This window comes from Streptomyces sp. NPDC020917, from assembly GCF_044333795.1.
Classification (GTDB): domain Bacteria; phylum Actinomycetota; class Actinomycetes; order Streptomycetales; family Streptomycetaceae; genus Actinacidiphila.
On record NZ_JBIRRR010000002.1, the window covers coordinates 513,586 to 538,043 of the forward strand.

Consider the following 24,458-nt stretch of genomic DNA (forward strand, 5'->3'; position numbering starts at 1 on the left):
ATGCCGAGCGTCACCCGTCTACGGGCGATTGCCGCCCGGAAGAGGGCGGAACTGCTGGTCACCGCGGTCCTGTGGGGATGGGCGCTGGCCGATGTGCCCTGGCCCTGGCGCCCGCCGGGACACGGCGGCACCGCCGCGGCCGTCTGCGGGTTCCTGGCACTGGCGCTCGTACAGTCCGTTCCGTCCTTGTGGCGCAGGCGTCTGCCGGTCGTCGGTCTTGCCCTCGCCTGCGGCGCGCTGGCCCTCCGGACGGCATACGGCCTGCACCTCGCTTCAGGGCTGGTGGCGGTGGCGGCCACGGCGTACGCGGTCGGCGCGTACAGCGACGTGCCGCGCCGGCTCGCGCGGCCGCTGCTCGCCGGTGCAGCGGTCGTCGCGGTGGCGGCGATGGTGAACTACCACGTGCGCATGGCGTTCGGCCTGCCGGGCGTCCTGCTCGTGGCGGGACTTCTCGCGGGAGACGCGGCCGCGTCCCGGCGCTGGGCGGCCTCGGCCGCGGTGGAGGCCGCGCGGGACGCCGAACGGGTGCGTATCGCCCGCGAGTTGCACGACGTCCTCGCACACCAGCTGTCGGCCATCACCGTGCGGGCCGGGGCCGCTCGCATGGCGGCCTCGACCACCGGCAGCACCCGCTTCCAGGGCGCCTCGGGCGTCGAGGCGTTCGGTGCCATCGAGGGTCTGGCCCGTGAGGCCCTGAACGAACTGGGCCATTTGCTGGGCGTGTTGCGCAGAGAACCCGAGGAGACGCCGCGCCGGCCCGCCCCTTGCCTGGCCGAAGTGCCGTCCCTCATCTCCACGGTGCGCAGTGCCGGCGTGGCAGCAGAGATGACGGTGGTGGGCCCGATGCGGCCGTTGTCGCCCGGAGCGGAGCTCACGATCTTCCGCATCGTGCAGGAGGCACTCACCAATGTGGTCAAGCACGCACCCGGCGCGGCCGCCGAGGTCGAATTGCGCTTTCAGTCCCGAGAACTCGTGCTCTCCGTCGTCAACGGGGCCGCGAAAGGCGTGCGTTCAGGACGCGTCCCGACCACGGGCGGCCTCGGGATGCTCGGCATGCGGGAGCGGGCACGGCTCCACGGCGGACACCTGACCGCTGCCGCACTGCCCGACGGCGGGTTCGCGGTCCACGCCCGACTGCCCTACGGCCCCACCGGAGGAACCCGATGACGGTCACCGTCCTGATCGCCGACGACCAGGCCGTCGTGCGGGCCGGCCTCGCGATGCTGGTCGACAGCCAGCCCGATCTGACCGTCGTCGGTCAGGCCGCCGACGGCGTCCAGGCGACCCGGCTGGCCGCCGAACTGGCCCCCGACGTCGTCCTCATGGACATCAGGATGCCGCTCATGGACGGCCTTCAGGCCACCCGCCGGATCAGCGCGGCAGGCACGGGACCCGCACCCCGGGTGGTCATCCTGACGACGTACGACCTGGACGAGTACGTCTTCGAAGCGCTGCGCGCCGGCGCCCGCGGCTTCCTGCTCAAGCACGCCCCGCCCGAAGAACTCCTCCACGGCATCCGCGCGGCCGTCGACGGCGGGGCGCTGCTCTCACCGTCCGTGACGATCCGCCTCATCGAAGTCTTCGCCGCCGGCCTGCCCGGGCCCGTACGGCGGCCCCGCGCGCTGGCCCGGCTCACGCCGCGCGAGCACGAGGTGTTCGACCTCGTGATCGCGGGCCGCACGAATACCGAGATCGGTCGAGCCCTCGCGATCGCCGAGAGCACGGTGAAGACCCACATCGGGCACGTACTGGAGAAGCTCGGGCTGCGCGACCGCGTCCAGGCGGTCATCTTCGCCTACGACCACGGCCTCGCCCGCCCCGCGCCGCCCGGATGATGAGCGTGCCGTCCTTCGCGAGACGCAAGTGCGGCGCGAACGAGGAGCCGACAGCTCCGAAGGAGCAGGAGCCCCGGCCGCGCCCCTGCAACGTCCGCAGCCCGTCCAGCAGGAGCGACAGCGACAGGTGGATCATCCTGCTCCGGCCCGTCCGGTGGCCGCGCGAGGTGGCCGACCCGCCGGAGCCGCGCACGGTCATGTGGCCGAGGCCGAGGCCCGAGGGCGGCGGTGCGTGCGCCACGGCGAAAGCGACGTCCATCCGCTGCTCCTCCTCCCCGGCCGCGTCGAGGGGAGCCCTCAGGCGATGCCCTCGATCAGCTTGTTCAGCGCCTCGTCCCCGGACCCGGCCAGCAGGCCGGCGTCGTCCATGCCGGTGAACACCGAACCGCCGGGCGCCATGCAGAGGTAGCCGGCTCCGCCGTCGACCGCACCGAGAGGATAGAGCGGCTCCCCCGCCTGCTCGCTGAGGTCGTCGAAGATCTCGGCCTCGTAGAGGGCCACCAGGGGATCGAGGCGGAAGGGCGAACGGGCCGCCGTCCGGCCCGGCCCCCGCTGGACGATCTCCAGCCCGCCGAACTCGCCGAGGAACCGCCGCGCCGCGTCGTGCATGGCGAAGCTCTCGTCGTCCTCCTGGAGGCGGCGCTCCCAGTCCGCGGTGGGGACGGCGCGACCGGGGTGCCAGCCGGACCGGCGCAGCAGCCAGTCGGTCTCGGCCGACCAGCGCGTGCCGATCTCCGCCCGGCCGTCCTGCTCCGGGGTGTGCGGGAACACCAGCCGGTCGCCGTCGAGGACGAACGGCAGCGGCGCGTCGGTGCGGCGTTCCACGACGAGCTTCTCGATCGCCGTGTACGCGTCGCCGGCCAGGGGCTCCGTGTGCTCCGCGACGATGTGCACGGCACCGTCGGCGGTCATGACGAGGACGCTGTCGCCGCTGTCGGCGAGCCCGACGGGGCACGCTCCGGTCCCCAACTCCGCGCGGAACCGGCCGAATCGCCCGCCGTCGACCGCACCGCCGTCGACCGCACCCGCGTCGAACCGGAACGGCGACTGCGGCATGAGCGGACCGGGCGTCCACGTGTCGGTCCGCAGCCCGCCGAACTCCTCGAGGAACCGCGCCGCCGCCTCGTGCAGGGCGAAACCGCAGGCCCGGAGCGCCGCCTCCCAGCGGTCCAGCGGCACCGCACGCCCCGGGTACCAGGCGGCCGCCCGCAGCACCCGGTCGGTCAGCTCCGACCACTCCGCAGGCCGGGTCCGGTCACTCATGTCTAGGTCACCGCCGTGATGTCGAGTTGATCGAGTACATGCTGACACGACGAGCAGGGCGGCTTGGGCACCCCGTGCTTCGGGTTCCCGGCCGCGCGGACCTCCACGGACGCCATGGTCCCGCCGCGCGGATCCACGCCCGCCCGCACGGCGTCCGACAGGGCCTCCGGCTCGCCGCACCGCGCATGCTGGTTGTTGGGCGCCCGCGACTCCGGCGGCACGCGGTCGTACGCCGCCTGGATGTCCGGGTGCAGGTCGTGGTCGCCGCCGCCCTTGATGCTCGCGCCGTCGAACGTCCCGTCGTAGTCCTTGGGCTTGAAGCCGGCCGCGCTGGTGGGCCGGGTGTTCTTGTTGGCGCCAGGGCGCGCCTGCTCCGCGTTCGCCCGGTCCTTGGCGGCCTGAAGGGCCCGCTCGCAGTCGGGCGCGAGACCGAGCGGGTCCACCGCGGACAGCGGATTCGGCACGTACGCACGGGGGTTGGGGCCGGGCGCCAGACCGAGCGGGTCCAGGGACACGTACTGGCCGGTCTCCGGGTCGTAGTGGCGCTGGTAGTTGTAGTGCAGCGCCGACTCGGGATCGTGGTACTGGCCGGGGAAGCGCAACGGGCAGTGCGCGGAACCTTCGCCGGACCCGCCGGACCCGCCGAGCCCGGCACCCCACAGCGTCGTGCGCGCATGCCAGGCCAACGCACCGTGCTCGTCCACGAGTTCGGTCGGCGTGCCGACGACGTCGGTGACGATCGAGTAGAACTCCCGGTCGACCCACTCCTGCGAACTCTCGTCCGGGAGCGAACCCTCGTCCCGGAGCGTGCGCTCGATCTGCGTGACCGGGCTGAACCGGTCCTGCTCCCAGTCCCATGTCGTGCACCGGGCAGCCGCGCCGGGCGCCGACGTCGTCTGCTCGGCGAGGACGAAGCCGTCCCAGGCGAACAGCGTCGTCTCCACGACGCTCTCGCCGTCCGGCGCCAGGCGCTCCTTGGCGATGCGGCGGCCGTAGGCGTCGTAGCGGTACGTCCAGTGCGTGCCGTCGGGGGTGACGACGCCGACCAGCCGGTCCTCGCCGTCCCACGTGTACCGCCAGAGGTCCGCCTTGCGGGACAGCCGCTTGCGGCGCCGGAGGACGACCCGCCCCTGCGCGTCGTACTCGTAGTGCACGTCCGTCGTGGCCCGCTGCGCAGCACCGGCGGGCGGTTGCTGCGCCGAGGACGACTCCTGCCACTGCCCCTGCGTGAGGGTGCCCGCCGCGTCGTAGGCGTACTGCTCGGTCCACGTGGCGGCCTGCACGCCGGTGACGCGCCCGGTGCTGTCCAGGTCGAACGTCCGGTTCCCGGCCACCAGATCGCCGACGGCGGCGACGACGCCGTCGGACCGGTAGCGGTAGGTCCGGTGCTGGACGCGCCGGGGTTCGGGGGAGCCGGCGCGACCCGCGGCGGTGAGCGTCTGGGTGCTCAACCTGCCGTTGGAGTCCCAGGTCTGGGCCAGCGCGGCGGCGCCCGCCCGGCGCTCGATCTCGCGGCCCGCGGCGTCGTAGCCGAACGTGACGGTCCGGCCGGCCGTGCGGAGCGCCACCGGCCGGTCGCGGTCGTCGTAGTCCCAGACGCTCTCGGCCCCCGAGGGCGTGACCCGGCGGACGCGCCGGCCGAGCGCGTCGTACGCCGTGCGCAGCGTCGCGCCGTTGCACGTCTCGGCCAGGACCCGGCCCAACGCGTCTCGCTCGTAGGACAGTTCGGCGTCCCGGCCGCGTACGTGCACGACCTGGCCGACCTGGTCGTAGGCGTACGTCGTGACGCTGTCGCCGGTGCGCTGCTCGACGACCTTGCCGTGCACGTCGCGCACGTACGCGGTGGACTGGCCGGCACCGTTGACCTGCTCGACGAGGCGCCCCGCCGCGTCGTACCGGTACAGCTGGGCGCGCCCGGTGAAGTCCTCCTCGTGGACCAAGCGGCCGGCCTCGTCGTACGTGTAACTCCAGGAGGACCCCAGCTGGTTGGTCACCGAAGTGACGCGCAGCTCACCGTCGTACGCGAACTCCAGCCGCGACCCGTCGGGATCGATCCGGGCGGCGGGCTTGTCGAATCCCGCGTACTCGAAGCGGGTGACCTGGCCGCTCGCGTCCTGGGAGGCGACGAGGTTCCCCTCGCCGTCGTAGCTCCGGCGCTCGACGGATCCGTCCGGCAGGATCCGCTCGCTGAGCTGCCCCTCGGTGTTCCAGGTGAAGCGGGTGACATCCCCCGACGGGCCGGTCTGCGCCACCAGGCGGCCGAACGCGTCGCGTTCGAAGCGGGTGACGCCGCCCTCGGCGTCCGTCATGGCCACCGGCATGCCCGTGGCGTCGGTGTCGATCCGGGCCGTCCGCCCCGCGGCGTCGGTGACCGCGCACAGCGCGCCGCCTTCGGCGTAGCCGTAGGAGACGCGGGCACCGGTGGGGTCCGTCTCGCCGGTCAGGTTGCCGGCGTCGTCGTACTCCATGCGCCAGACGTGGCCGTCCGCCTGCGTCATCGTCACGGGCAGCCCGTAACGGCCGTTCTCCGCACGGGTCGTGGACCCGTCCGGGCGGACGACGGCCAGCGGGAAGCCCTCGTCGTCATAGAGGTAGCGGGTCGTGTGCCCGAGCGCGTCGGTACGCGACTGGACCCGGTCGTAGCGGTCCCAGGTGCGGGTCGTCGTGTGCCCGAGCGGGTCCGTCTCGGTGACGAGCTGGAAGTACTCGTTGAACTGGTACGTCGTCGCGTGCCCGGCCGAATTGGTCGCGATGGTCCGCCGGTTGGCGTCGTCGTAGGTGTAGCGGTACTCCAGGAGCCGGTCGGTGCCGGTCGAGAAGACCACTCGGCCGCGCGGGTCGTACTCGTAGCGGTACCAGGTGGAGTTGCGGTCCTCCCACCCGAGGATGCGATGGTCGTCGTCGTACCGGAACGTCAGTGGTGTGCCGGAGGAGTTGGTGATGCCGGCGAGGTTCCCGGAGCCGTCGTAGGCGTAGGACACCAGGGACGGCTGCTCGGGGTGGCTCAGCAGGCGGAAGCCGCCGATGCGCATGCCCGCGCGGTCGACGCCCACGCGGTAGCCGCCCGCATGGGTGACCTCCGAGGGAACGCCGTCCGCGTCGTAGGCGACGTCGATCCGGTTGCCGCTGCGGTCGGTCACGGCCACGAGCCGCAGCACCGCCGAGGCGCCGCCCGCGGACCCGAAGTGGGTGACGTGGCCGGTCTCGGGGTGGGTGACGCTCATCGCGCCGCCGGGTATGCCGTCCCAGGCGAGCGGCCACCGCGGGCCCTCGGCGGGCATGACGGGGACCCCCGGCGCCGGGATCGGGTAGTACAGGGTCATGCCGTCGGCGGTGGTGAACAGGACGCCCTGGTCGTCCAGGCGCAGGCACTGGTCGAGGGTGGACGACCAGGAGGCGCCGAACCACTGCCCGTCACGGAAGCTGGAGCGGTGGTGGCGCTCCAGCACCAGGGGTAGCACTCCCGGCAGTTCGACGTCGGTCGCCGACATGACGAGGTCACCGGAGGCGACGTCGACGGGGTCGCCGCAGGTGACGAGCTTCTTGATGTCCCGGCCGGTGTCGCGCAGCGCGGTTGCGCCCTTGCGGACGGAGTTGGCGATGTTCTCCAGGGCCTTGCCGGATTTGATGAGGGTGGGGAGTTCGCGGGCCATTTTGAGGAGGCCGCCGGCGGTGGTGAGGCCCTTGAACATCGGTATGCAGTCCAGCGCGGCGAACATGACGTCCCACAGGGAGGCTTTGCCTTGTAGGTACTTCATGACGGTGTCGGCGAGGACGATGACGGCGGCGGCGAGGACGAGCCAGGCGAGTGGTCCGCCGATGATCATGACGACGATGCCGAGGACGGCGACGATGATCTTGCAGGCGGCGACGATGTCGTCCCAGTGGTCGGCGACCCAGTCGACCGCCTTCTCCCACCAGTGCTTGTTGTGGATACCGGCGTCGGATGCCTGGTGCAGGGCGTGTTCGGCCTTGGACGCGGCGGTGTCGCGGATCCCGGCGGCCTGCGCGGCGAGTTCCTTGGCCGCGTCCAGACGGGACTGGGCGTCGTGGACGGCGGCGGAGGCGGTGTTGTGGGCGCTGCTGGCGTCGGTGGCGTTGCGGGCGGCGTCGCGGACGTCCTGCTCCGACGGCGGCGGCACTCCCGGCTTCGGGTCTTGCTGGTACTCCTTGGACTTGTCCTGGGCGCGTTTCACCCAGGCGTCGGCGTTGGTGAGTTGACCTTTCGCGGTGTCCAGGTCGGCGCGGGCCTGGCGGCCTTGGGACAGGGCGCGGTCGGCGTCGGCCTGCGCGGTCTCCAACTGCGGCCAGTAGTCGTCCAACGCACCCGACGCCAGGCGGTACGAGCGTTCCAGCTTGTCCAACTCGCCGGGCAGGTCACCGAACTGGGTGCGGTACTCGTCACCGGACAGGCCGGCCCATTCCTGGATGACGGTGTCGCCGTTCAGACCGCGCACCGACCGCAGGGCGCTGGCCACATCATCGGCGAACGCCCCCAGTTTGCGGGCGAGTTCCCTGACCTCGTACGGCTCCCCCGGCACCGGATCCCGGTCCAGATCCAGCACATGCCAATCCGTCGGCCTGCCCATGACCGCTGCCTCCCCCGATTCAGCCTGCCGGTCCCGCTCATCCTCGCAGAGCGCAGCGGTGGGGCGAGGACTGTCTGTTCGGCCCGCGGGTCCTGGGCGCACAGGCCCGCCGGTCCGCGACACGCGCCGCACTCATGGGCTGGGACGGCTGATCCACGGGCGCCGGTTCCGGTACGGCAGAAGTGATGGGACCTGACCTGACAGGGGCCCGAACTCCCCGTCAGGTCAACCGCGCAGGGCCCGGCCGCACCACGGCCGGGCCCTGCGTCCGTGTCGCCGGAGACGTGGAGGAACCGGGAAAGTTGGTCTAGTCCTCTTGACGGGGTGCGCCCGCGCGCGGTTTGGTACGTACCAACTCAGGCCCGAGATGCACGCACGCTTCCCCCCACCACTTCACGCTTGAGGGGCTTTCATGCGCCTTGCGAAATGGGCGGCTTCCGCCGTCGCGCTCACGCTCTCGACCGCCGGCGCGGTCATCGTCCTGGCCCCCGCCGGCAACGCCGCGGCGACCGACGTCTACGCCGTCGCCCCCTACGTCGACATGTCGAACAGCCAGGAAGGCATGCTCGACACGGCCATCACCGGCCACGGGCTCAAGTCCTACACGGCCGCCTTCGTGCTCGGCTCGGGCTGCAACCAGATCTGGGGCGACACCCTTCCCATCGGCAACGACTCCTTCACCGACCCGCTGATCGCGAAGGCGAAGTCCGAGGGCGCCTCCGTCATCATCTCGTCCGGCGGCGCGAGCGGCCTGCCGCTCGCCTGGACCTGCTCGACGCAGAGTTCCATCGACGCCGGGTACCAGGCCCTCATCAACGACTACGGCGTCACCCAGCTGGACTTCGACATCGAGGGCGCCGCGATCGCCGACACGGCCGCCGCGGCGCGCCAGATGCAGGCGATGAAGGACCTCAAGGCGTCCAACCCGAACCTCAAGTTCTCCGTGACGCTGCCGGTCCTGACGAGCGGGCTGACCAACGACGGTGTGAACATCATCAAGGCCGCCAAGACCGCGGGCGTCAAGATCGACGTGGTCAACATCATGACCATGGACTTCTACGCGGGCACCGGCACCGAGATGGGCCAGGGCTCGGTCTCCGCGGCCCAGGCCACGCTCGCCCAGATGCAGTCCGTCGACTCCGGCTACAGCTACGCCAACCTCGGCATCACCCCGATGATCGGCAAGAACGACGACGGTTCGACGTTCACCCTGGCGGACGCCCAGACGGTGGAGACCTTCGCCGCGCAGAACGGCGTCGGCCGGCTGGCGTTCTGGTCGGTCAACCGCGACCAGCCGTGCAGCGGCACCGCCAACTCCCTGCCCACGTGCAGCGAGATCAGCCAGAACAGCCTGGCGTTCACCGACACGTTCCTGAAGTTCGCGGGCGGCTCGGGCGGCACGTCGGGCGGGACGACCGGCGGCACCACGACCGGGGGCACGACCACCGGTGGCACGACCGGTGGGACGACCACGGGCGGCACGACGACCGGCGGCACCACCGGAGGCGGCGGGACCTGCACCACAGCGTCCTGGAGCTCCTCGCAGATCTACACCGGCGGCCAGACCGTCTCGTGGAACGGCCACAACTGGAAGGCCAAGTGGTGGACGCAGGGCGAGGAGCCCGGCACCACCGGCGAATGGGGCGTCTGGCAGGACCTCGGCGCCTGCTGACCCCCTGCCCCCCGCACCGTCCCACGGCCTGGCCCCCACGTCCGGGGGCCAGGCCTCAGCCGGGAAGGTCCTCGGGGCGCTTCGCGGCCAGGTGGCCGGAGAGCAGGCCCGTGGACTGGCCGACCTCGATGAGGTAGCCGTCGGGGTCGCGCATGTAGCAGCGGGTCTCCGCCCCGCGGTCGATCGGCGGCGTGACGAACTGCGCGCCGCGCTCGCTCCACAGGCGGTAGCAGGCGTCGATGTCGGCGACGCGCAGGTTGAGGAAGATGGACGTGGTGCCGCCCGGCTCGTAGTCGACGACGCTGATGTCGGGCTTGTCAGGCGTGGGCGGGCCGCCGGGGTTCATCAGGATCCATGTGTTGGCGAGCTTCACCATGCACGGGTTCTCCTCGAGCACGACCGTGCCGCCCAGCACCTTGGAGTAGAAGTCGCGCGAGCGCGCGACGCTGCGGACGGTGATGAACAGGGTGGCCACGAAGCCTTCCTGCGGAGCCGGAAGGTTCTCGTAGTCGATGTACGGCCGGTCCTCGGTCATGTCCGTGCCTCCCGGGCAGCGTCCAGGCGTGGGTCACCCCCTCCCTCGCCCCAACCTAGGCGCCCCCGGCCCGCCGCGCCTGCGGACCCTCGGCCGTCTCAGCGACCCCGAGCCGCAGGTGGCCGGTGCAGTGCCGTCGGCGACGACCCGGGCCAGGACGGGTGGTCCCGGCCGCCGCCGCCGCAGGTCGGCCCGCAGGCGACCCCCGCTGCCCGGTGGCCGTAGGCGACCAGCAGGTGGGTGGCCGGGACCACCACGAGGCCGCCGCCCGCGCCGAGACCGGTCAGCGGCTGGGACACGTTCTGCTCGTCGGGGCCGTCGATCGGCGCGCCGACGTCGGTGGACCAGACGGACCGGCCGGTCGCGCCGTCGAGCGCCCACAGCAGGCCGTTCCGGGAGCCGACGTAGACGTAGCCGTTGACGACGATCGGTGCCGTGCTGATCCGGCCGTCGCCCTGGAACGTCCAGCGGGTGGCCAGGGTGGGGGTGTAGCGCTCCCGGAGGACTCCGCCGTCGACGAAGTAGCCCTGGAGGCCGTCGAAGGCCGGTGCCGGGCCGGCGTCGTACGTGCTGCGGACCCTCCCGGTCCCGGTCCTGAGGACCGACGGGGCCATCCCGGCGCCGTCCCGGATCCAGACACCGCCGTCGGCGACGACCGGGGTGCGGCCGCCCCCTCCGGAGCAGTCCGTCCGGTGGTGCCACAGGGGGCTGCCGGACCTGGGGTCGAAGGCGTAGGTCTGCTCGCAGGCGTAGGAGACGTAGACCCCCTTGGCGGTGACGGCCGGCGAGCTGTCGTCCCCGTTCGCGACGGACTGGGTCCAGAGCAGCGCACCGCGGGCGGCATCCACCGCGTACACGGTGCCGCCCGAGCCGGCGCCGCCGGTGTACACCACGCCGCCGGCGAACGTGGGCGGCGAGGTGAAGGAGGACTGCCACGGCAGCGTCACGGTCCAGATCTTCGCCCCGGTGGCCGGGTCGAACGCGGTCAGCACGCCGTCGTAGGTCTGGGCGTACAGCCGGCCGCCGCCGTAGGCGAGCGCGGACCACGGGCGGGTGCTGCCGAGGTCGACGGGCGCCCAGGCGTTCTCGCCGGTGGCCGCGTCGAGGGCGTAGAGGGTGGTGCTGTGGCCGCTCGGGGAGACGGCGGTGGCGAAGACCCGCCCGCCGGCCACGACGGGGTAGGAGACGTCCCCGCCCAGGTCGCGCGACCACTTCCGGCCGAGCGGCGGCGCGCCCACCGCGGTGTCGACGAGACTCCCGGCGTGCCGTGCGTCGACCTGGTAGGTCGTCGAGGCCCCGGTGTGTACCGGCTGCGCACCGGCCGGCGTCACGAGCGCCGCGACCAGCAGTGCCGCGCCTAACAGGACGGCGGTGGCTCTCCGCGTGTTCACTCAGGTTCCCCCCTCATCCGGCATCGCGCCGGCGATGCGCGCAGTGCGGGCCGTCCCCGAGGATCGGGGCCCGCCTTCCGCCCACCATGGTTGCCGAGGGGTGCGTCAACCGAGCGCGGTTTTCGAACACTTGACCAATTTCGCGCCTCCTCCGCCGGGCGGCGCGGCGGCGGGGGGGGTCCGCTCCGGGTCGGTGCGGCTCAGGGCTGGAACGTCTGGGGCAGCTGCCCCGCGTCCCAGAGTTCGTCGAGGCGGGCGAAGAGGGCCTCCAGGTCGCGCAGGAGGTCCGCCCGGGCCGCTTCGGGGAGCCGGAGCAGGGGGTCGTCGAAGGCGGGCCCCGCGTCGGGCCCCGTCCAGCCCTTGTGCCGCCGGCAGTTCGCGCACCACATGTAGGTGATCCGGACGGTGCGGTGGGGGCCCACGCGGCGGTGGACGTACGTCCGCACCGCCTGGGCGCCGCAGGCAGGGCACCGGCGTTCGGTCGGCTCGTCGGTGAACTTCGGCCCGGACAGCAGCTGCTGCACCTGCTCCGCGTCGAACTCGCGCACCGATCGCCCTTCGGTCAGCCTGTCCTGGACTTGAACACCCCCAGCATACGTTGGCCGTACTCCTCGGCCGCGTCCTCGGTACCGCCCCAGATGTGGCTCGGGGCGATGGTCTCCCCCCAGAGCGGCTTGGAGTTCAGCGACAGCCGGAACTGCTCGTGGTGGTAGATCTCGTGGAAGACGGTGGCGACGCCCTCGTCCATGCTGCGCAGGCCGATGTCCGAGATCTGGATCAGCGGCAGACCGCGCGGGCCCAACTCGGGCAGGCCCGCGACGGAATGGGGACTGTTGCCGAAGGCCAGTCCGGTCGGGGTGTGGATCTCCGGCACGTGGACGATGTCGTAGCGGCTCACCGACATGTCCGCCCGGCCCAGGGCCATGCGCAGCTGCCGGATGCTGATCGGGGCGCCGAGCTGGCCGCCGGGAAGGCCCTGGGACGGGCCGCGGAAGACGTTGATGATCGAGGAGCACGGGGACAGGCCGAGCGGGTCGGCCAGCACGGTCGGGTTGACGACGTCGGCGTACTCGTCCGGGCCGGGAGCCAGACCGAGGGGGTCGGGGCTGAGGTAGCGTCCCGTCTCCGGGTCGAAGTAGCGGTGGTAGTTGTAGTCGAGCCCGGTCTCGTCATCGCGGTACCGGCCGGGACTGCGCAGCGGGCAGTCGACGCCGTCGCGCGGCGCGGCCTCCGGTTCCTCCGGCCGCCAGGGCGTGCCGCCGCGCCGCCAGACGATGTCCCCGCCCGGCCCCACCATCTCGCTCGGCGCTCCGGCGAGATCGTTGACGATGGCCAGGAACAGGCGGTCGACGTCGTCCTGCGACAGGTCGGCTTCCCGTGACGCCTCCGCGGCGCCGCGCCGGCGGTGCAACTGCGCGACCGGCCGGGCCCCTTCGCCCAGCAGGTACTCCCAGGTGATCGCCGCCTCGCCGGAGTCCTGCCCCCCGGCCGGTACGCGGACCTGCTCGGCGAGGACCTCCCCGTCCCATATGAAGCGGATCTCGTCCGCCGTGGTGCCGTCAGTCCGGAGCAGACGTTTGGACGTGCGTCGCCCCAGCGCGTCGTAGGCGTACTCGGCGACCGTGCCGTCAGGGCCCGTCACCGATCGGAGCCGGTCCTCCGCGTCCCACTGGAACCGCCAGCGCAGCCGGCCGCCGGACAGCAGCGCCCGGGTCTTGGTGGTCACCCGGCCCTGCTCGTCGTAGGCGTAGTGGACGCGCCCGGAACGCACCACCCGGGACCCCTCCACCGTGAGGGGGGCCGGCTGCTCGCCGCGCGGATCGCCGTCCACGCCGGTGATCCGGCCGACGGGGTCCAGCGTGAACCGGTGGGTGCCGCCGGGCCGTTCGACGATCTCCGTGGGGTAGCCGTCGGGCCGGTAGGCGAACCGGCGCTCCTGGAGCGTCTGCCCGTGGGACGAGCCGATGATGTCCTGCGCGCTCAGCCGCCCGGCCGGATCCCAGTCCTGCCGCAGCCGGGCCGTCTCCCCCAGGCGCCGGACGATCTCGCGGCCGTTGTCGTCATAGGCGAAGTCGAGGGCGCCGCCGGGCATGTTCAGACCCGTGGGCCGGTGCTCGTCGTCGTAGGTCCACACGCTTTCGACACCGGTCGGCGTCAACCGTGCGATCCGGCGGCCCATGGCGTCGTAACGGCTGCTCACCGTCGCGCCGTTGCAGCTCTCGGTGACGAGGCGGCCGCCGGCGTCGTAGCCGAACTCCACGACCCCCGCGGAGTTCTCCGCACGCAGCATCCGTCCGGTGGGGGAGTACGCGAACGTCGAGGTGCCGTCCGGCGTGACCAGTTCGGTGACCCGGCCGCCCGAGTCCCGCTGGTAGCGGACCGCCTGCCCCCGGGTGTCGAGGCGATCCGTGAGCTGCCGGGCGGCGTCGTAACGGAACGAGCGCTGACGCCCGTTGAAGTCCGTCTCGCCGATCAGGTTGCCCACCGCGTCGTACGCGTAGGACCAGGCCAGATCCTTGTCGTTGCGTACCTCGGTCAGCCGCAACTCGGTGTCGTAGGTGTAGCGCAGCCGCGAACCGTCGGGCGCCGTCCGCTCGGCCGGCAGGTTGAAGTGCGTCATCGCGAAGCGGTGCACGCCGCCCGCCGGGTCGTGGTACGCGACCACATCGCCCTCGGCGTCGTACTCCCACCGCTCCGTCGAGCCGTCCGGGCGCTCCCGCCACAGCGGCCGGCCCTCGGTCGACCAGCCGGTCCTGATCACCTGTCCCGTGTGGTCGGTGGCCTCCGCCACCCTGCCGAAGGCATCGCGCCCGTACGTCGACTCCCTGCCTCTGGCGTCGACGACCGACACCGGCAGGCCCGCCGCGTCGGTGCGCACCGTGCGCGTCGCGCCGAGGGGATCCGTCACCGCGGTCAGGCCACCGCGTTCGTCGTACGTGTAGACCGTGGTGGCACCGCTTGCGTCCGTCGTCGCCAGAAGGTTCCCGTGGGAGTCGAACCGCTGGCTGACCTGGGCGCCGTCCGGGTCGGTCGCCGAGACGGGAAGACCGCTGCCGTCGTAGGCGATGCCGGCGGTGGAACCGTCGGGATAGATGATCTCCGTGCAACGCCCGTGTGCGTCGTAGACGTGGCGGGTGGTGCGTCCCAGCGCGTCCGTGCGGCTCAGCAGCCGGTCGTGGCGGTCCCACTCCGACGTGGTCGTGTGTCCGAAGTGATCGGTCTCCCGCAGCAGTTGGCGCGCGTCGTTGAACTCGTAGGTCGTCCTGGCACCGAGGGAGTCGGTGGCCACGGTGGTGTGCGTGGCGGCGTCGTACGCGTAGGCATAGGCGAGGATGCCGTCGCTGCCGCCGGTGCGGACGCAGCGCCCCTCGTCGTCGTACGTGTAGGTGTACGCCGTCCCGTTGCGGTCCTGCCAGCCGGTGATCCGCCCGGCCCGGTCGTAGGCGAAGGCCAAGGGCACACCGGAGGAGTCGGTGACCGCCGTGAGGTGGCCGTCCGTGTAGCGGTAGGACAGGAGGCGGGGCGCGTCGCCGGCGGAGGCCAGGTGCAGAGCGGTGATCCGGTCGTCGTCGGTGGTGACGGCGATGCGGTAGCCGCCCGAGTGGACGACCTCCGTGGGCCTGCCGGCCGGGTCGTAGGAGAAGTCGACGCGGTTCACGTGCCGGTCGGTGATCGCGGCGAGGGGCAGCCCGGCGGAGGGCCGGCCGGGGACGGGGCGGAAGTGGAGCACCAGACCCGTTTCGGGCTGCGCCACGGTCATGGGGCCGGCGGCCGTCCCGTCCCAGGTCAGCGGCCAGCGGGGGCCCTCGACCGGCAGGACCGGGGTGTCCGGCTGCGGTATCGGGTAGTAGAGGGTCATGCCGTCGGCGGTCGGGAACCGCACCCCCTGGTCGTCCACCAGGAGCCGCTGGTCGAGGGTGGAGGCCCAGGTCGGTCCGAACCAGCCGCCGTCACGGAAGCCGGAGCGGTGGTGGCGTTCGAGGACCAGCGACAGGATGCCCGGGAGGCGTACGTCGGTGGCGGACATGACCATCTCGCCCGTGGCCATGTCGATGGGGTCGCCGGAGGTGAACAGACTCTTGATCGTGCGGCCGGCGTCCCGTATCGCGGTGGCGCCCTTGCGGACGGAGTTGGCGATGTTCTCCAGGGCCTTGCCGGATTTGATGAGGGTGGGGAGTTCGCGGGCCATTTTGAGGAGGCCGCCGGCGGTGGTGAGGCCCTTGAACATCGGTATGCAGTCCAGCGCAGCGAACATGACGTCCCACAGGGAGGCTTTGCCTTGTAGGTATTTCATGACGGTGTCGGCGAGGACGATGACGGCGGCGGCGAGGACGAGCCAGGCGAGTGGTCCGCCGATGATCATGACGACGATGCCGAGGACGGCGACGATGATCTTGCAGGCGGCGACGATGTCGTCCCAGTGGTCGGCGACCCAGTCGACCGCCTTCTCCCACCAGTGCTTGTTGTGGATACCGGCGTCGGAGGCTTCGTGCAGGGCGTGTTCGGCCTTGGAGGCGGCGGTGTCGCGGATCCCGGCGGCCTGCGCCGCCAACTCCTTGGCGGCGTCGAGACGGGACTGGGCGTCGTGGACGGCGGCGGAGGCGGTGTTGTGGGCGTTGCCGGCGTCGGTGGCGTTGCGGGCGGCGTCGCGGACGTCCTGCTCCGAGGGTGGGGGGACGCCGGGCTTGGGGTCTTGCTGGTACTCCTTGGACTTGTCCTGGGCGCGTTTCACCCAGGCGTCGGCGTTGGTCAGTTGACCTTTCGCGGTGTCCAGGTCGGCGCGGGCCTGGCGGCCTTGGGACAGGGCGCGGTCGGCGTCGGCCTGCGCGGTCTCCAACTGCGGCCAGTAGTCGTCCAAAGCACCTGACGCCAGGCGGTAGGAGCGTTCCAGCTTGTCCAACTCGCCGGGCAGGTCACCGAACTGGGTGCGGTACTCGTCACCGGACAGGCCGGCCCATTCCTGGATGACGGTGTCGCCGTTCAGACCGCGCACGGAGCGCAGGGCGCTGGCCACGTCATCGGCGAACGCCCCCAGTTTGCGGGCGAGTTCCTTGACCTCGTACGGCTCCCCCGGCACCGGATCCCGATCCAGATCCAGCACATGCCAATCCGTCGGCCTGCCCATGACCGCTGCCTCCCCCGATAAGCCTGCTGGTCCTGTCCATCCTCGCAGAGCCTCGTCAGACGCGTGAAGATCGTTCGACCCGCACCTCGCGGATCGCCACGCGGCACACCCCGGGCGCTCCATGCCGCGAATCGCCCGGGTTATCCAGATTTACCAGGACACATCACTTTCACTCCGGTAAATTGGTCAACTAATTCTGCATTACGGCTACGCCACCGGTTTCTGATTCCGCCGGATCGACCTCGCTTCCGATGGGCGCATAAGACGGCAGATCACCGGCGAAATCGGCTTCCGGCCGCCGAAGTACGTTGGTGCGGCGCTTTCTCGGTCGATTCGGGACGCTTCTGGGCCGGTCGTGCGCTCAGCTGATCGCGAGCGGCGGCAAACTGACGGGTCCTGATCATTGGAGATCGGTTGAACGCTGCGCACATCCTGCGGTTGACGTGTGAAGTTTTTGTATTAGGGTGAACGCGTCCTTGTCGGCCGGTACCGGACGGCGGGGATCCGAGGGGCCTGCCGTCCATGTCGAATCGCCTCTCGCATGATCGCGTGACCGTATGACCGCACGTCAGCTTTGCTGCTCCGCGGCGGTCGGACGGCCGCCTCACGCGGTCGGTAAGTCGCCCTGACCAGGCGTCCGACCTGTCCGAACCCCACTCTCGACAAGCGGATAGCACGCCGTCAACGACCTCTCCCCGAAAGTCCCCATTTCAGTGTGGCGACGGTGGCCAGTAGGCCCCACCGCCCCGACCACGACTTTCCCTTTGCGCTGATGATGATTCCCTGTGAACTGCGCGGTACCCGGTGAAAATATCCCCACGTTCTCCGCTGGGAGGCAATAGACGCTCGGGCAAGGCGGGCACTGATCCCTCCCCGTCGGTATCAGGACAGGCAAGCGCGTCAGCACCCCCCGATCCGCAGTCGGCCGGGCACCCCGGACCACCCGGGCCGCCCAGACCGCTGCCGAGGCTCGCACCGCTGACGAACGACGAAATCACGCGGATGCGGGCCAGCGTGTCCGTGGTCGCACCGGTCGCCGCCGAGATGACCGTGTACTTCTACGCCATCCTGTTCACGCGCTATCCGCAGGTGCGCGCCCTGTTCCCCGAGAACATGGACACCCAGCGCGACCGCCTGCTGCGCGGGCTGCTGCGGATCGTGGACTTGGTCGACGATCCGGACAATCTCGTACGGTTCTGCACCCGGCTGGGCCGGGACCACCGCAAGTTCGGGGCACTGCACGGCCATTACCCCGCCGTGGGCGAGTGCCTGCTCGACGCCCTGGCCCGCTACGCCGGCGAGGCGTGGAGCCCGGAAGTGGCCGCCGCGTGGAGCCACGGCTACGGCATCGTGGCCCAGGTCATGATGCACGCGGCCGACGAGGACGCCCGCAGCCGGCCCGCGGTCTGGCAGGCCGAGGTCATCGGCCATGTGCCCCGCGGGCACGGCATCGCCGAGATCACCGTGCGGCCCGACGCCCCCTACCCCTATACGGCGGGCCAGTACGCGAGCATGGAGACGCCCTGGCGGCCGAGGGCCTGGCGCTACTACTCGCCCGCGCACGCCCCGCGTTCGGACAACACCGTCACCTTCCACGTCCGCGCGATCACCAGGGGCCAGGTCAGCCGGGCCCTGGTGTACAGCGCCCGGCCCGGTGACGTGGTGCGACTCGGGCCCACGCAGGGCGACATGACCCTGGACCCCTACAGCGACCGGAACTTGGTGTGCGTCGCCGGCGGAACGGGCATGGCCCCGATCCGCGCGCTGGTCGAACAGGCCGCCCGCAACGGGATGCAGCGGTTCGTGGACGTGTTCGTCGGCGCCCGCACGGCCGAGGAACTCTACGGTCTCGACGACATGCTCCGGATGTCCCAGCGCCATCACTGGCTCTCGGTACGGGCCGCGGTCTCGCACGAGCGCATCGCCGGGCTGGAGGGCTCACTGCCCCAGGTCCTGGGCGAGTTCGGGCCCTGGTACCAGCACGAGGCGTTCCTGTCCGGCCCGGTCGACATGGTCACCCAGGCCGTCAACACCCTGGCCCGGCAGGGCATCCCCCAGGACCGGATCCACTTCGATCCCTTCGACGTCCCCGCGCTGGAGGCGGCCCTGCGGCCCCGGCGCACCAGCGATCAGGACCCCGAGTGAGCGTTCCGGCCCCGGACGGTGAGCGTTCCGGCCCCGGACGGCACGGCGCCGCCGTGAGTACGAGCCCCCCGAGCAGGAGAGAACCGCCTGTGCACTTCTCCGGAACCACTCCACTGGCCAGCCGGCGTCCGCCCGGACCCGGCGCCGTGCTGGACGCCGCCGCGGTCTTCCTCCGCCAGTTCGCCGCGGAGAATCCGGGTGCCGGCGATCCGCACCGGCGGTTCGCCGAGGTCGCCGCGGAGGTGGAGCGGCACGGCACCTATGTGCACACCCCGGAGGAACTGGCCTTCGGCGCGCGGGTGGCCTGGCGCAACTCGGCGCGCTGCATCGGCCGCCTGTACTGGAACAACATGACGGTGCGCGACATGCGGCACGTCGAGGACCCGGACGGCATCGCCGAGCAGTGCTTCGAGCATCTCCGCCTCGCCACCAACGGGGGCCGAATCCGCCCGGTCATCAGCGTGTTCGCGCCGGACCGCCCCGGCCGCCCGGCGGCCACCCTGCTGGGCGAGCAGCTGGTCCGCTACGCCGACGACCCGCGCAGTGCGCAGCGGGTGGAGCTGGCACAGGAGTTGGGGTGGAAGGGCGGTGAAACCCCCTTCGAGGTGCTGCCGTTGCTGGTGCAGCCCGGCGGGGGCCGGCGCCCGGAGTTCTACGAGATACCCGAGGACGCGGTGCTCGAGGTGCCGTTGACGCATCCGAGGCACCCGGAGTTCGGCGCGCTGGGCCTGCGCTGGTACGCGGTGCCGGCCGTCAGCGACATGTCCCTGGAGATCGGCGGGGTCATCTACCCGGCGGCACCGTTCAACGGCTGGTACATGGGCACCGAGATCGGCTCGCGCAACCTGGCCGACGCCGACCGCTACGACCTGCTGCCCGCGGTCGCCGCCCTGTTCGGTCTCGACACCGCCAGCGACCGCACGCTCTGGCGGGACCGGGCGCTGGTCGAACTCAACGCGGCCGTCCTCCACTCGTACGACCTGGCCGGCGTGACCATCGCCGACCACCACACGGAATCCACCCGCTTCCTGGCCCATGTCGAGCGCGAAGGCCGGCACGGACGTCCCGTCCCGACCGACTGGAGCTGGATCGTCCCGCCGCTGTCGGGCTCGGCGACCGCCGTCTTCCACCGCTACTACGATCCCCCCGACCCGGACCTCCGCCCCGCCTTCCTCCACCGCGCCCCCGCGACCTGCCCTGTCGCCCACACCGCGTAGGACTCCGACAGGGGCCGTTCACCTTCGGACGTTACGGTGCGCCGATCACGCCCGGCTGCTGCCGGCGAACGTTCCCTGGGGGATCTCTTACGCGCATCACTTCGTGCTGCCTTCGTGACGGCTGTCGCCGCCTTGGGCCCCGCCGGGGCCTCCGTGGCACCCGTTCATGCCGCTGCGGGGTACGAGCGGTGCCCCAAGGGCAGGTTCTGCGTCTTCGACGGCACGGGCGGCGGCGGGGTGATGGCGTCCTATGCCACGCCCCAGTCGACGCTGGGCAGTTGGTCGAAGCGGGCCGTCTCGGTGGACAACCGCACCGGTTTCGGGATGGCCTGACGAGCCTGGTACGCCTGTACCGCGGCAAGACCGGCGGGCTCACCACAGGCTTCGACGAGGCCGCGCTCGACACGGGCGACGCGCTCTTGTGATCCGCCCGGCAGGGCCTCGATCCCGGGCTTCCCAGCCCGGGGGAGCGGCACGGAACGCGGCCCCGTGCGTGCACGTCACCGGGCCGCTGCCGAGGGAAGGTCGCCCAGCAGGTCGGCGGCCTCAGTGCTCGCAGAGGGAGAACTCCCGTTCATAGAGCTGCTCGTTGTGTTCGTCGACGAAGAACTTGCGTTCGTGCATGAGCTGTTCACGGTAGGTCCGGGCCTGCTCAAGGGTCATGGTCGAGGTGTCGGACCAGGGCTGCTGCGGGGGCACGTCGGAGGTCGAGACGATGGTCCGCGACGGGTCGACCAGGAAGAACGCGAGGATCTTGCGGTGTCCCGGGCGGGTCGGGTCCGCAAGACGGAACGAACCGACGCGGTGCTGCAGGATGTTGGGGAAGGCCAGGCAGCGGCCCGCCGGGGTCGACGCCGATCCCAGTACCTGGTTCAGCGAGTCCTCGTTCTCGAGGCCGTAGACCTCACGCAGACCGTTGTCGTCGTTCTGTTCGTAGTCCGGGTCGTCGAGTGCCGCCCGGAAGCTCAGCCGGCTCTCCGTGGTGTTCTCGTTGTCCCAGTAGTAGATGCCGGTCGAGACGATCCGCTCGTTCATCATCCCCTCGACATGCCACGAACCGCCGGCGTATTCGGGCTTGTCCGGGGTGAGATGAATGGTGGCGAGCTTGACGATGACCTGAAGGCGGCGGCCGCGCAGGTCGACACGGGCGGATTCGTCGGGCACCGCGGGCGGGATGAAAGCGGGGGCGTCCGGGACGACCGGGCGGCGGTTCTCCCACCAGCCGTCCATGGCCTCCTCCCACGCACGGCGGGCTTCCGCGTAGGCCTCGTCGTCACTGTAGGAGGCCTTGTCCGGAAACTCGGGTTCCGAGTCGTACCATCCGTAAGGATCGGCCTCGATCCGCAGAGGCCGCGGGTGGCGCAGGTCGGTGAGCACGTTCTCCAGCAGCGGGCGCATGCGCGCGAACAAGTCCGGCAGGACGGCGGCCAGTTCGCGATGGGTCTCGGGATGAACGTTGTTGACGTACGAACGGAAGGCGACGTCGCCGTCGTCACTGACGTCGACGTCCGTGGGCAGCCATTGGAACCGCTCCGAGAACTCGTACGTCGTGTAGCGGTCGGTGGGGTTCTGCCAAGCCCGCTCGGGTGCGCCGCTCGCCTCTTTCACCAGGCAGAACAGCGAGGGATGGACGAGATCCAGCACCTGGCCGCCGGACCCTGGATGCCAGTCCCGCTCCTCTTCGGGAACCTCTTCCAGCACCCGAACCGCCTCGCGCAGCCGCGATCCGAGCGTGTCGTCGACCAGCGTGTCCGACTGCCACACCCCGTCGACGGCGGACACCTCGACCCCGGTTCTTCCGTCCCGCAGCGCGGCGTAATGCGCGAGTTCGGCAAGGACGTAACGAACCTGCGCTTCGGTGAGGCCCTGCGCGACCGCCTCCTGCGTCCACCTGGCGGCGATGTCCGCGTCGTTCCTCTTGTCGAACCACCGCGGCTTCTCCCGAATGCGGGCGCTGCACTGGATCATCTCCAGCTCCCGCAGCGTCCGGGGCGCCGCGGAAGATATGGAGCGGGAAGCCTGAAAGGGCAGGGGGAAAGTGGCCGGCTCAGTCAACTCTTCTGGTCTTCCTAGTCGGTGTGCGGTGGTGGGAAGGCTACGTGAGCCGACTGACACCGCGGCCGTGCTCCCCGGATCCCGGTTACGTCAACGCCGCCGTGACGGAAGTCAGTTGTCCAGGCGGACAGGCATCAGGATCGAGTACGCGTCCTCGCTGTCGGTCCTGCGGATCGCCATGGGCGCGGTGGAGGCGCCGAACTCCAGGACCAGTCGGTCCCGGGCCCCGGCGGCGAGAGCGTCCAGCAGGAAGTTCCGGTTGACGGCGATGCCGTCCGCGTCGTCGTCGCCGTCCGCGCAGACGGCGACCGTACCGTCGCCCGCCACCTTGAGCACGCTGAGGTCACGGGGAGCAGCGCCCGGCTCGGGCACGTCAGCGGTGCGGACGGGGCCGTTCTCCACCGCCTGCCGGAACGCCGGGACGTCGACGAGGGCGCGCGTCCCCGCCGGCAGGCGGACAAGCCGGCGGTAGTCGGGGAAGTCGTGATCGAGGCACTGGCCGGCCGCCTGCCGCGCTCCCGCGTCCAGGGCCACGTGGCCGCCCTCCACCGTCAGTTCGACGGATCCCCCCTCGCCGAGCAGCGCGCGCATCGCGTCGGCCAGGGGGGACGGGACGATGACCTGCGCACGAGGCGCGCCGCCGGGGCCGTCACCGGTGCCACGGGCTTGCGCGACCGCCATCCGGTACCGATCCGTGGCGACGGTGCGGAGCGTGCCGTCCTCGATGTCGAAGAGGACCCCTGCGAGCATCGGCAGCTCAGGGTCGGTACTGGCGGCGAACCGGACCGCGTCCAACGCGGCAGCCAGTTCGGACGCGCCGACGGTGAAGCGGACGGAGGCGGTGAGAGGTGAAGCCATGGGATTCTCCCGGTGATCGAGTAGGGCTCGGACCGTGGAGAGCTCCCTGCGGGCATCGGACAGGTCCCGCTCGAGACGGCTCAGATGCGACTGGAGCAGCCGGCGCACCAGTTCGGTGTCAGTGCTGGACCAGCCGGCCAGCAGCAGCCGGATGTCCGCCAGCGGCATACCGGCGCGACGCAGCCGAGCCAGCAACCGTGCCTCACCGAGCTGGTCGGAGGCGTACCAGCGGTACCCGTTCAGCGGGTCCACGCGCGCCGGGACCAGCACACCGGCCCCGTCGTAGAACCGCAGGGCACTCACGCCCAGTCCACTCCTCCGGGCCATCTCGCCAATGCTGAGCATCTCACTCTCCACACCCAAAACTCTCGGCTCTCGACCAGGTCGAGGGTCAACCTCCGTCGCTCAGCATCAAGGTCCACCGGCACCGAAGGCAGCCGTGAAGTCGGCCACGGACCCGGCGAGGTCCTGGGCGCCCGCGTCGTCTGGTGGAAGGGACGGCAGCGCCCCGTCATCTCGACCTCGGTGCCGCCGATCGCCCCTGCCTGCACGGCCTTCAGGCTCAGGGCGTAGGCCGGCCACAGGACGCGCGGATCAGCGCAGTCCGGCGAAGAGGTCGTTCTCGGGTACGGCCGTGCCGGTGGTGTCCCGGACACGAACGAAGGTCTCCATGCCCATCAACTCGCCGAACCTCTCCTTGCCCATCTTGAGGAAGAAGATGTTGTCGCCCTGACTGCCGTGCGCGGCCAGCGCGTCGAACTTCTGACCGCTGAACGCGGTGGTGTCCACCCACGTGGTGATCTCGTCGTCGGGGAGGCCGATCTCGGCCATCGCGGCGGCCTCGGCAGGATCCGGTTCGGGCATGTCCGCACCGAACTCGCGCATGATCTCACCGAACCGCTGCATCATCGAGCGGGGCGCCGTGGTCCAGTACACCTTCGGAGTCAGCTCGGTCATCTCCAGCGCCGCCATCGTGATGCGGTGGGCCTGGATGTGGTCGGGGTGGCCGTAGAAGCCGTTCTCGTCGTAGGTGACGACGACGTCAGGTCGGTAGTGCCGCATGAGTTCCGCGAGTCGGGCGGCGCCTTCCTCAACCGGGGTCTGCCAGAAGGACCCAGGGGCGTCGTTGCCCGGCCAGCCCATCATCCCCGAGTCGGCGTAGCCGAGCATCTCCAGGTTGCTGATCTTCAGGACGTCACAGCTCGCCTCGAGCTCTTGACGGCGCATCAAGGCGACGGCCGCAGGATCGTGGCCGGGATCGCCGGGCTTCACGCCGCCCGGTCCGTCACCGCAACCGCCGTCGGTACAGGTCACGAGAACCGTGCGAACACCCTCCGCCGCGTACCGCGCGAGGATTCCCCCGGTCCCGGTGGCCTCGTCGTCGGGGTGGGCGTGTACTGCCATGAGCGTCAAGGGCCGGTCGGGCATGAAACTGTCCTCCTGCAGGAATACGTCTTGATCCGAGGCGTGTGGCGGGCAGACCACGATGCACGAGCCCGGATACCGGCGGGACGGGCGACCGCTCGGCCTCCGTTGTGGCGCGGGTCCCTCGACCCATGCAACCGTGCCGGCCGGGCCGGCTGTTCCCGGCAGGGCCGACGTCCGGCTGTCCAAGCTTCGCAGTGAACCCTCCTCGAGCTCGACGAGGAGGCCGTGGCTGCTCCCGGGCCCGGGACCCGGAGCCGTCACCTGCGACGACGGAACGACGAGGGCCCCGACCGCGGAGCGGTCGGGGTTGCCCCCAACACGCCTTCCAACGGGTCACGGCGCCGT

15 protein-coding genes are annotated in these 24,458 nt (G+C 71.2%); 6 read left to right on the plus strand and 9 right to left on the minus strand.

Annotated features, from left to right (window positions below):
- Both ACH4TG_RS06355 and ACH4TG_RS06360 read left to right on the plus strand, forming a co-directional pair.
- On the plus strand, positions 1-1,167 hold the full coding sequence (locus ACH4TG_RS06355) for a sensor histidine kinase (RefSeq protein WP_398240995.1): 1,167 nt from the start codon (positions 1-3) through the stop codon (positions 1,165-1,167).
- Entirely contained in the window at positions 1,164-1,835 is a 672-nt protein-coding gene (locus tag ACH4TG_RS06360) for a response regulator (RefSeq protein WP_398240996.1), read from the plus strand. The genes ACH4TG_RS06355 and ACH4TG_RS06360 overlap by 4 nt, the downstream gene beginning before the upstream one ends.
- Positions 1,836-2,132: 297 nt before the next feature.
- On the opposite strand, the gene ACH4TG_RS06365 is transcribed toward ACH4TG_RS06360, so the two are convergent.
- Complete coding sequence (locus ACH4TG_RS06365) at positions 2,133-3,098, minus strand: SUKH-3 domain-containing protein (protein WP_398240997.1); 966 nt, start codon at positions 3,096-3,098, stop codon at positions 2,133-2,135.
- Between the two features lie 2 nt (positions 3,099-3,100).
- On the minus strand, positions 3,101-7,687 hold the full coding sequence (locus tag ACH4TG_RS06370; protein WP_398240998.1) for a DUF6531 domain-containing protein: 4,587 nt from the start codon (positions 7,685-7,687) through the stop codon (positions 3,101-3,103).
- A gap of 412 nt (positions 7,688-8,099) precedes the next feature.
- Between ACH4TG_RS06370 and ACH4TG_RS06375 the strand changes: the two genes are divergently transcribed.
- The gene (locus tag ACH4TG_RS06375; protein ID WP_398240999.1) at positions 8,100-9,359 is read left to right on the plus strand and encodes a chitinase; all 1,260 of its coding nucleotides are present in this window, start codon (positions 8,100-8,102) and stop codon (positions 9,357-9,359) included.
- Between the two features lie 55 nt (positions 9,360-9,414).
- Here ACH4TG_RS06375 and ACH4TG_RS06380 read toward each other — a convergent pair whose 3' ends face one another.
- The 4 genes from ACH4TG_RS06380 to ACH4TG_RS06395 all read right to left on the minus strand — a co-directional run bounded on the left by ACH4TG_RS06380 (position 9,415) and on the right by ACH4TG_RS06395 (position 16,386).
- The gene (locus ACH4TG_RS06380; protein WP_398241000.1) at positions 9,415-9,894 is read right to left on the minus strand and encodes a VOC family protein; all 480 of its coding nucleotides are present in this window, start codon (positions 9,892-9,894) and stop codon (positions 9,415-9,417) included.
- Positions 9,895-9,992: 98 nt separating this feature from the next.
- Positions 9,993-11,285, minus strand: coding sequence for a PQQ-binding-like beta-propeller repeat protein (locus ACH4TG_RS06385; RefSeq protein WP_398241001.1), 1,293 nt, complete (start codon positions 11,283-11,285; stop codon positions 9,993-9,995).
- 200 nt (positions 11,286-11,485) lie between these two features.
- Complete coding sequence (locus ACH4TG_RS06390; protein WP_398241002.1) at positions 11,486-11,833, minus strand: hypothetical protein; 348 nt, start codon at positions 11,831-11,833, stop codon at positions 11,486-11,488.
- A 14-nt stretch (positions 11,834-11,847) separates the two neighbouring features.
- On the minus strand, positions 11,848-16,386 hold the full coding sequence (locus tag ACH4TG_RS06395) for a DUF6531 domain-containing protein (protein ID WP_398241003.1): 4,539 nt from the start codon (positions 16,384-16,386) through the stop codon (positions 11,848-11,850).
- 1,026 nt (positions 16,387-17,412) lie between these two features.
- Here ACH4TG_RS06395 and ACH4TG_RS06400 point away from each other — a divergent pair.
- The 3 genes from ACH4TG_RS06400 (at position 17,413) to ACH4TG_RS06410 (ending at position 20,105) form a co-directional block, all read left to right on the plus strand.
- The gene (locus ACH4TG_RS06400) at positions 17,413-18,555 is read left to right on the plus strand and encodes a globin domain-containing protein (protein WP_398241004.1); all 1,143 of its coding nucleotides are present in this window, start codon (positions 17,413-17,415) and stop codon (positions 18,553-18,555) included.
- A gap of 89 nt (positions 18,556-18,644) precedes the next feature.
- Entirely contained in the window at positions 18,645-19,772 is a 1,128-nt protein-coding gene (locus ACH4TG_RS06405) for a nitric oxide synthase oxygenase (protein ID WP_398241005.1), read from the plus strand.
- A 153-nt stretch (positions 19,773-19,925) separates the two neighbouring features.
- Positions 19,926-20,105, plus strand: a complete 180-nt coding sequence (locus ACH4TG_RS06410) for a peptidase inhibitor family I36 protein (protein WP_398241006.1) — start codon at positions 19,926-19,928, stop codon at positions 20,103-20,105.
- A 213-nt stretch (positions 20,106-20,318) separates the two neighbouring features.
- Here ACH4TG_RS06410 and ACH4TG_RS06415 read toward each other — a convergent pair whose 3' ends face one another.
- From ACH4TG_RS06415 to ACH4TG_RS06425, 3 genes are all read right to left on the minus strand, one after another.
- Positions 20,319-21,827, minus strand: coding sequence for a DUF4246 domain-containing protein (locus ACH4TG_RS06415; RefSeq protein WP_398241007.1), 1,509 nt, complete (start codon positions 21,825-21,827; stop codon positions 20,319-20,321).
- 111 nt (positions 21,828-21,938) lie between these two features.
- Complete coding sequence (locus tag ACH4TG_RS06420; RefSeq protein WP_398241008.1) at positions 21,939-23,030, minus strand: MerR family transcriptional regulator; 1,092 nt, start codon at positions 23,028-23,030, stop codon at positions 21,939-21,941.
- 249 nt (positions 23,031-23,279) lie between these two features.
- Complete coding sequence (locus tag ACH4TG_RS06425; RefSeq protein ID WP_398241009.1) at positions 23,280-24,113, minus strand: PIG-L family deacetylase; 834 nt, start codon at positions 24,111-24,113, stop codon at positions 23,280-23,282.
- Positions 24,114-24,458: the final 345 nt, after the last annotated feature.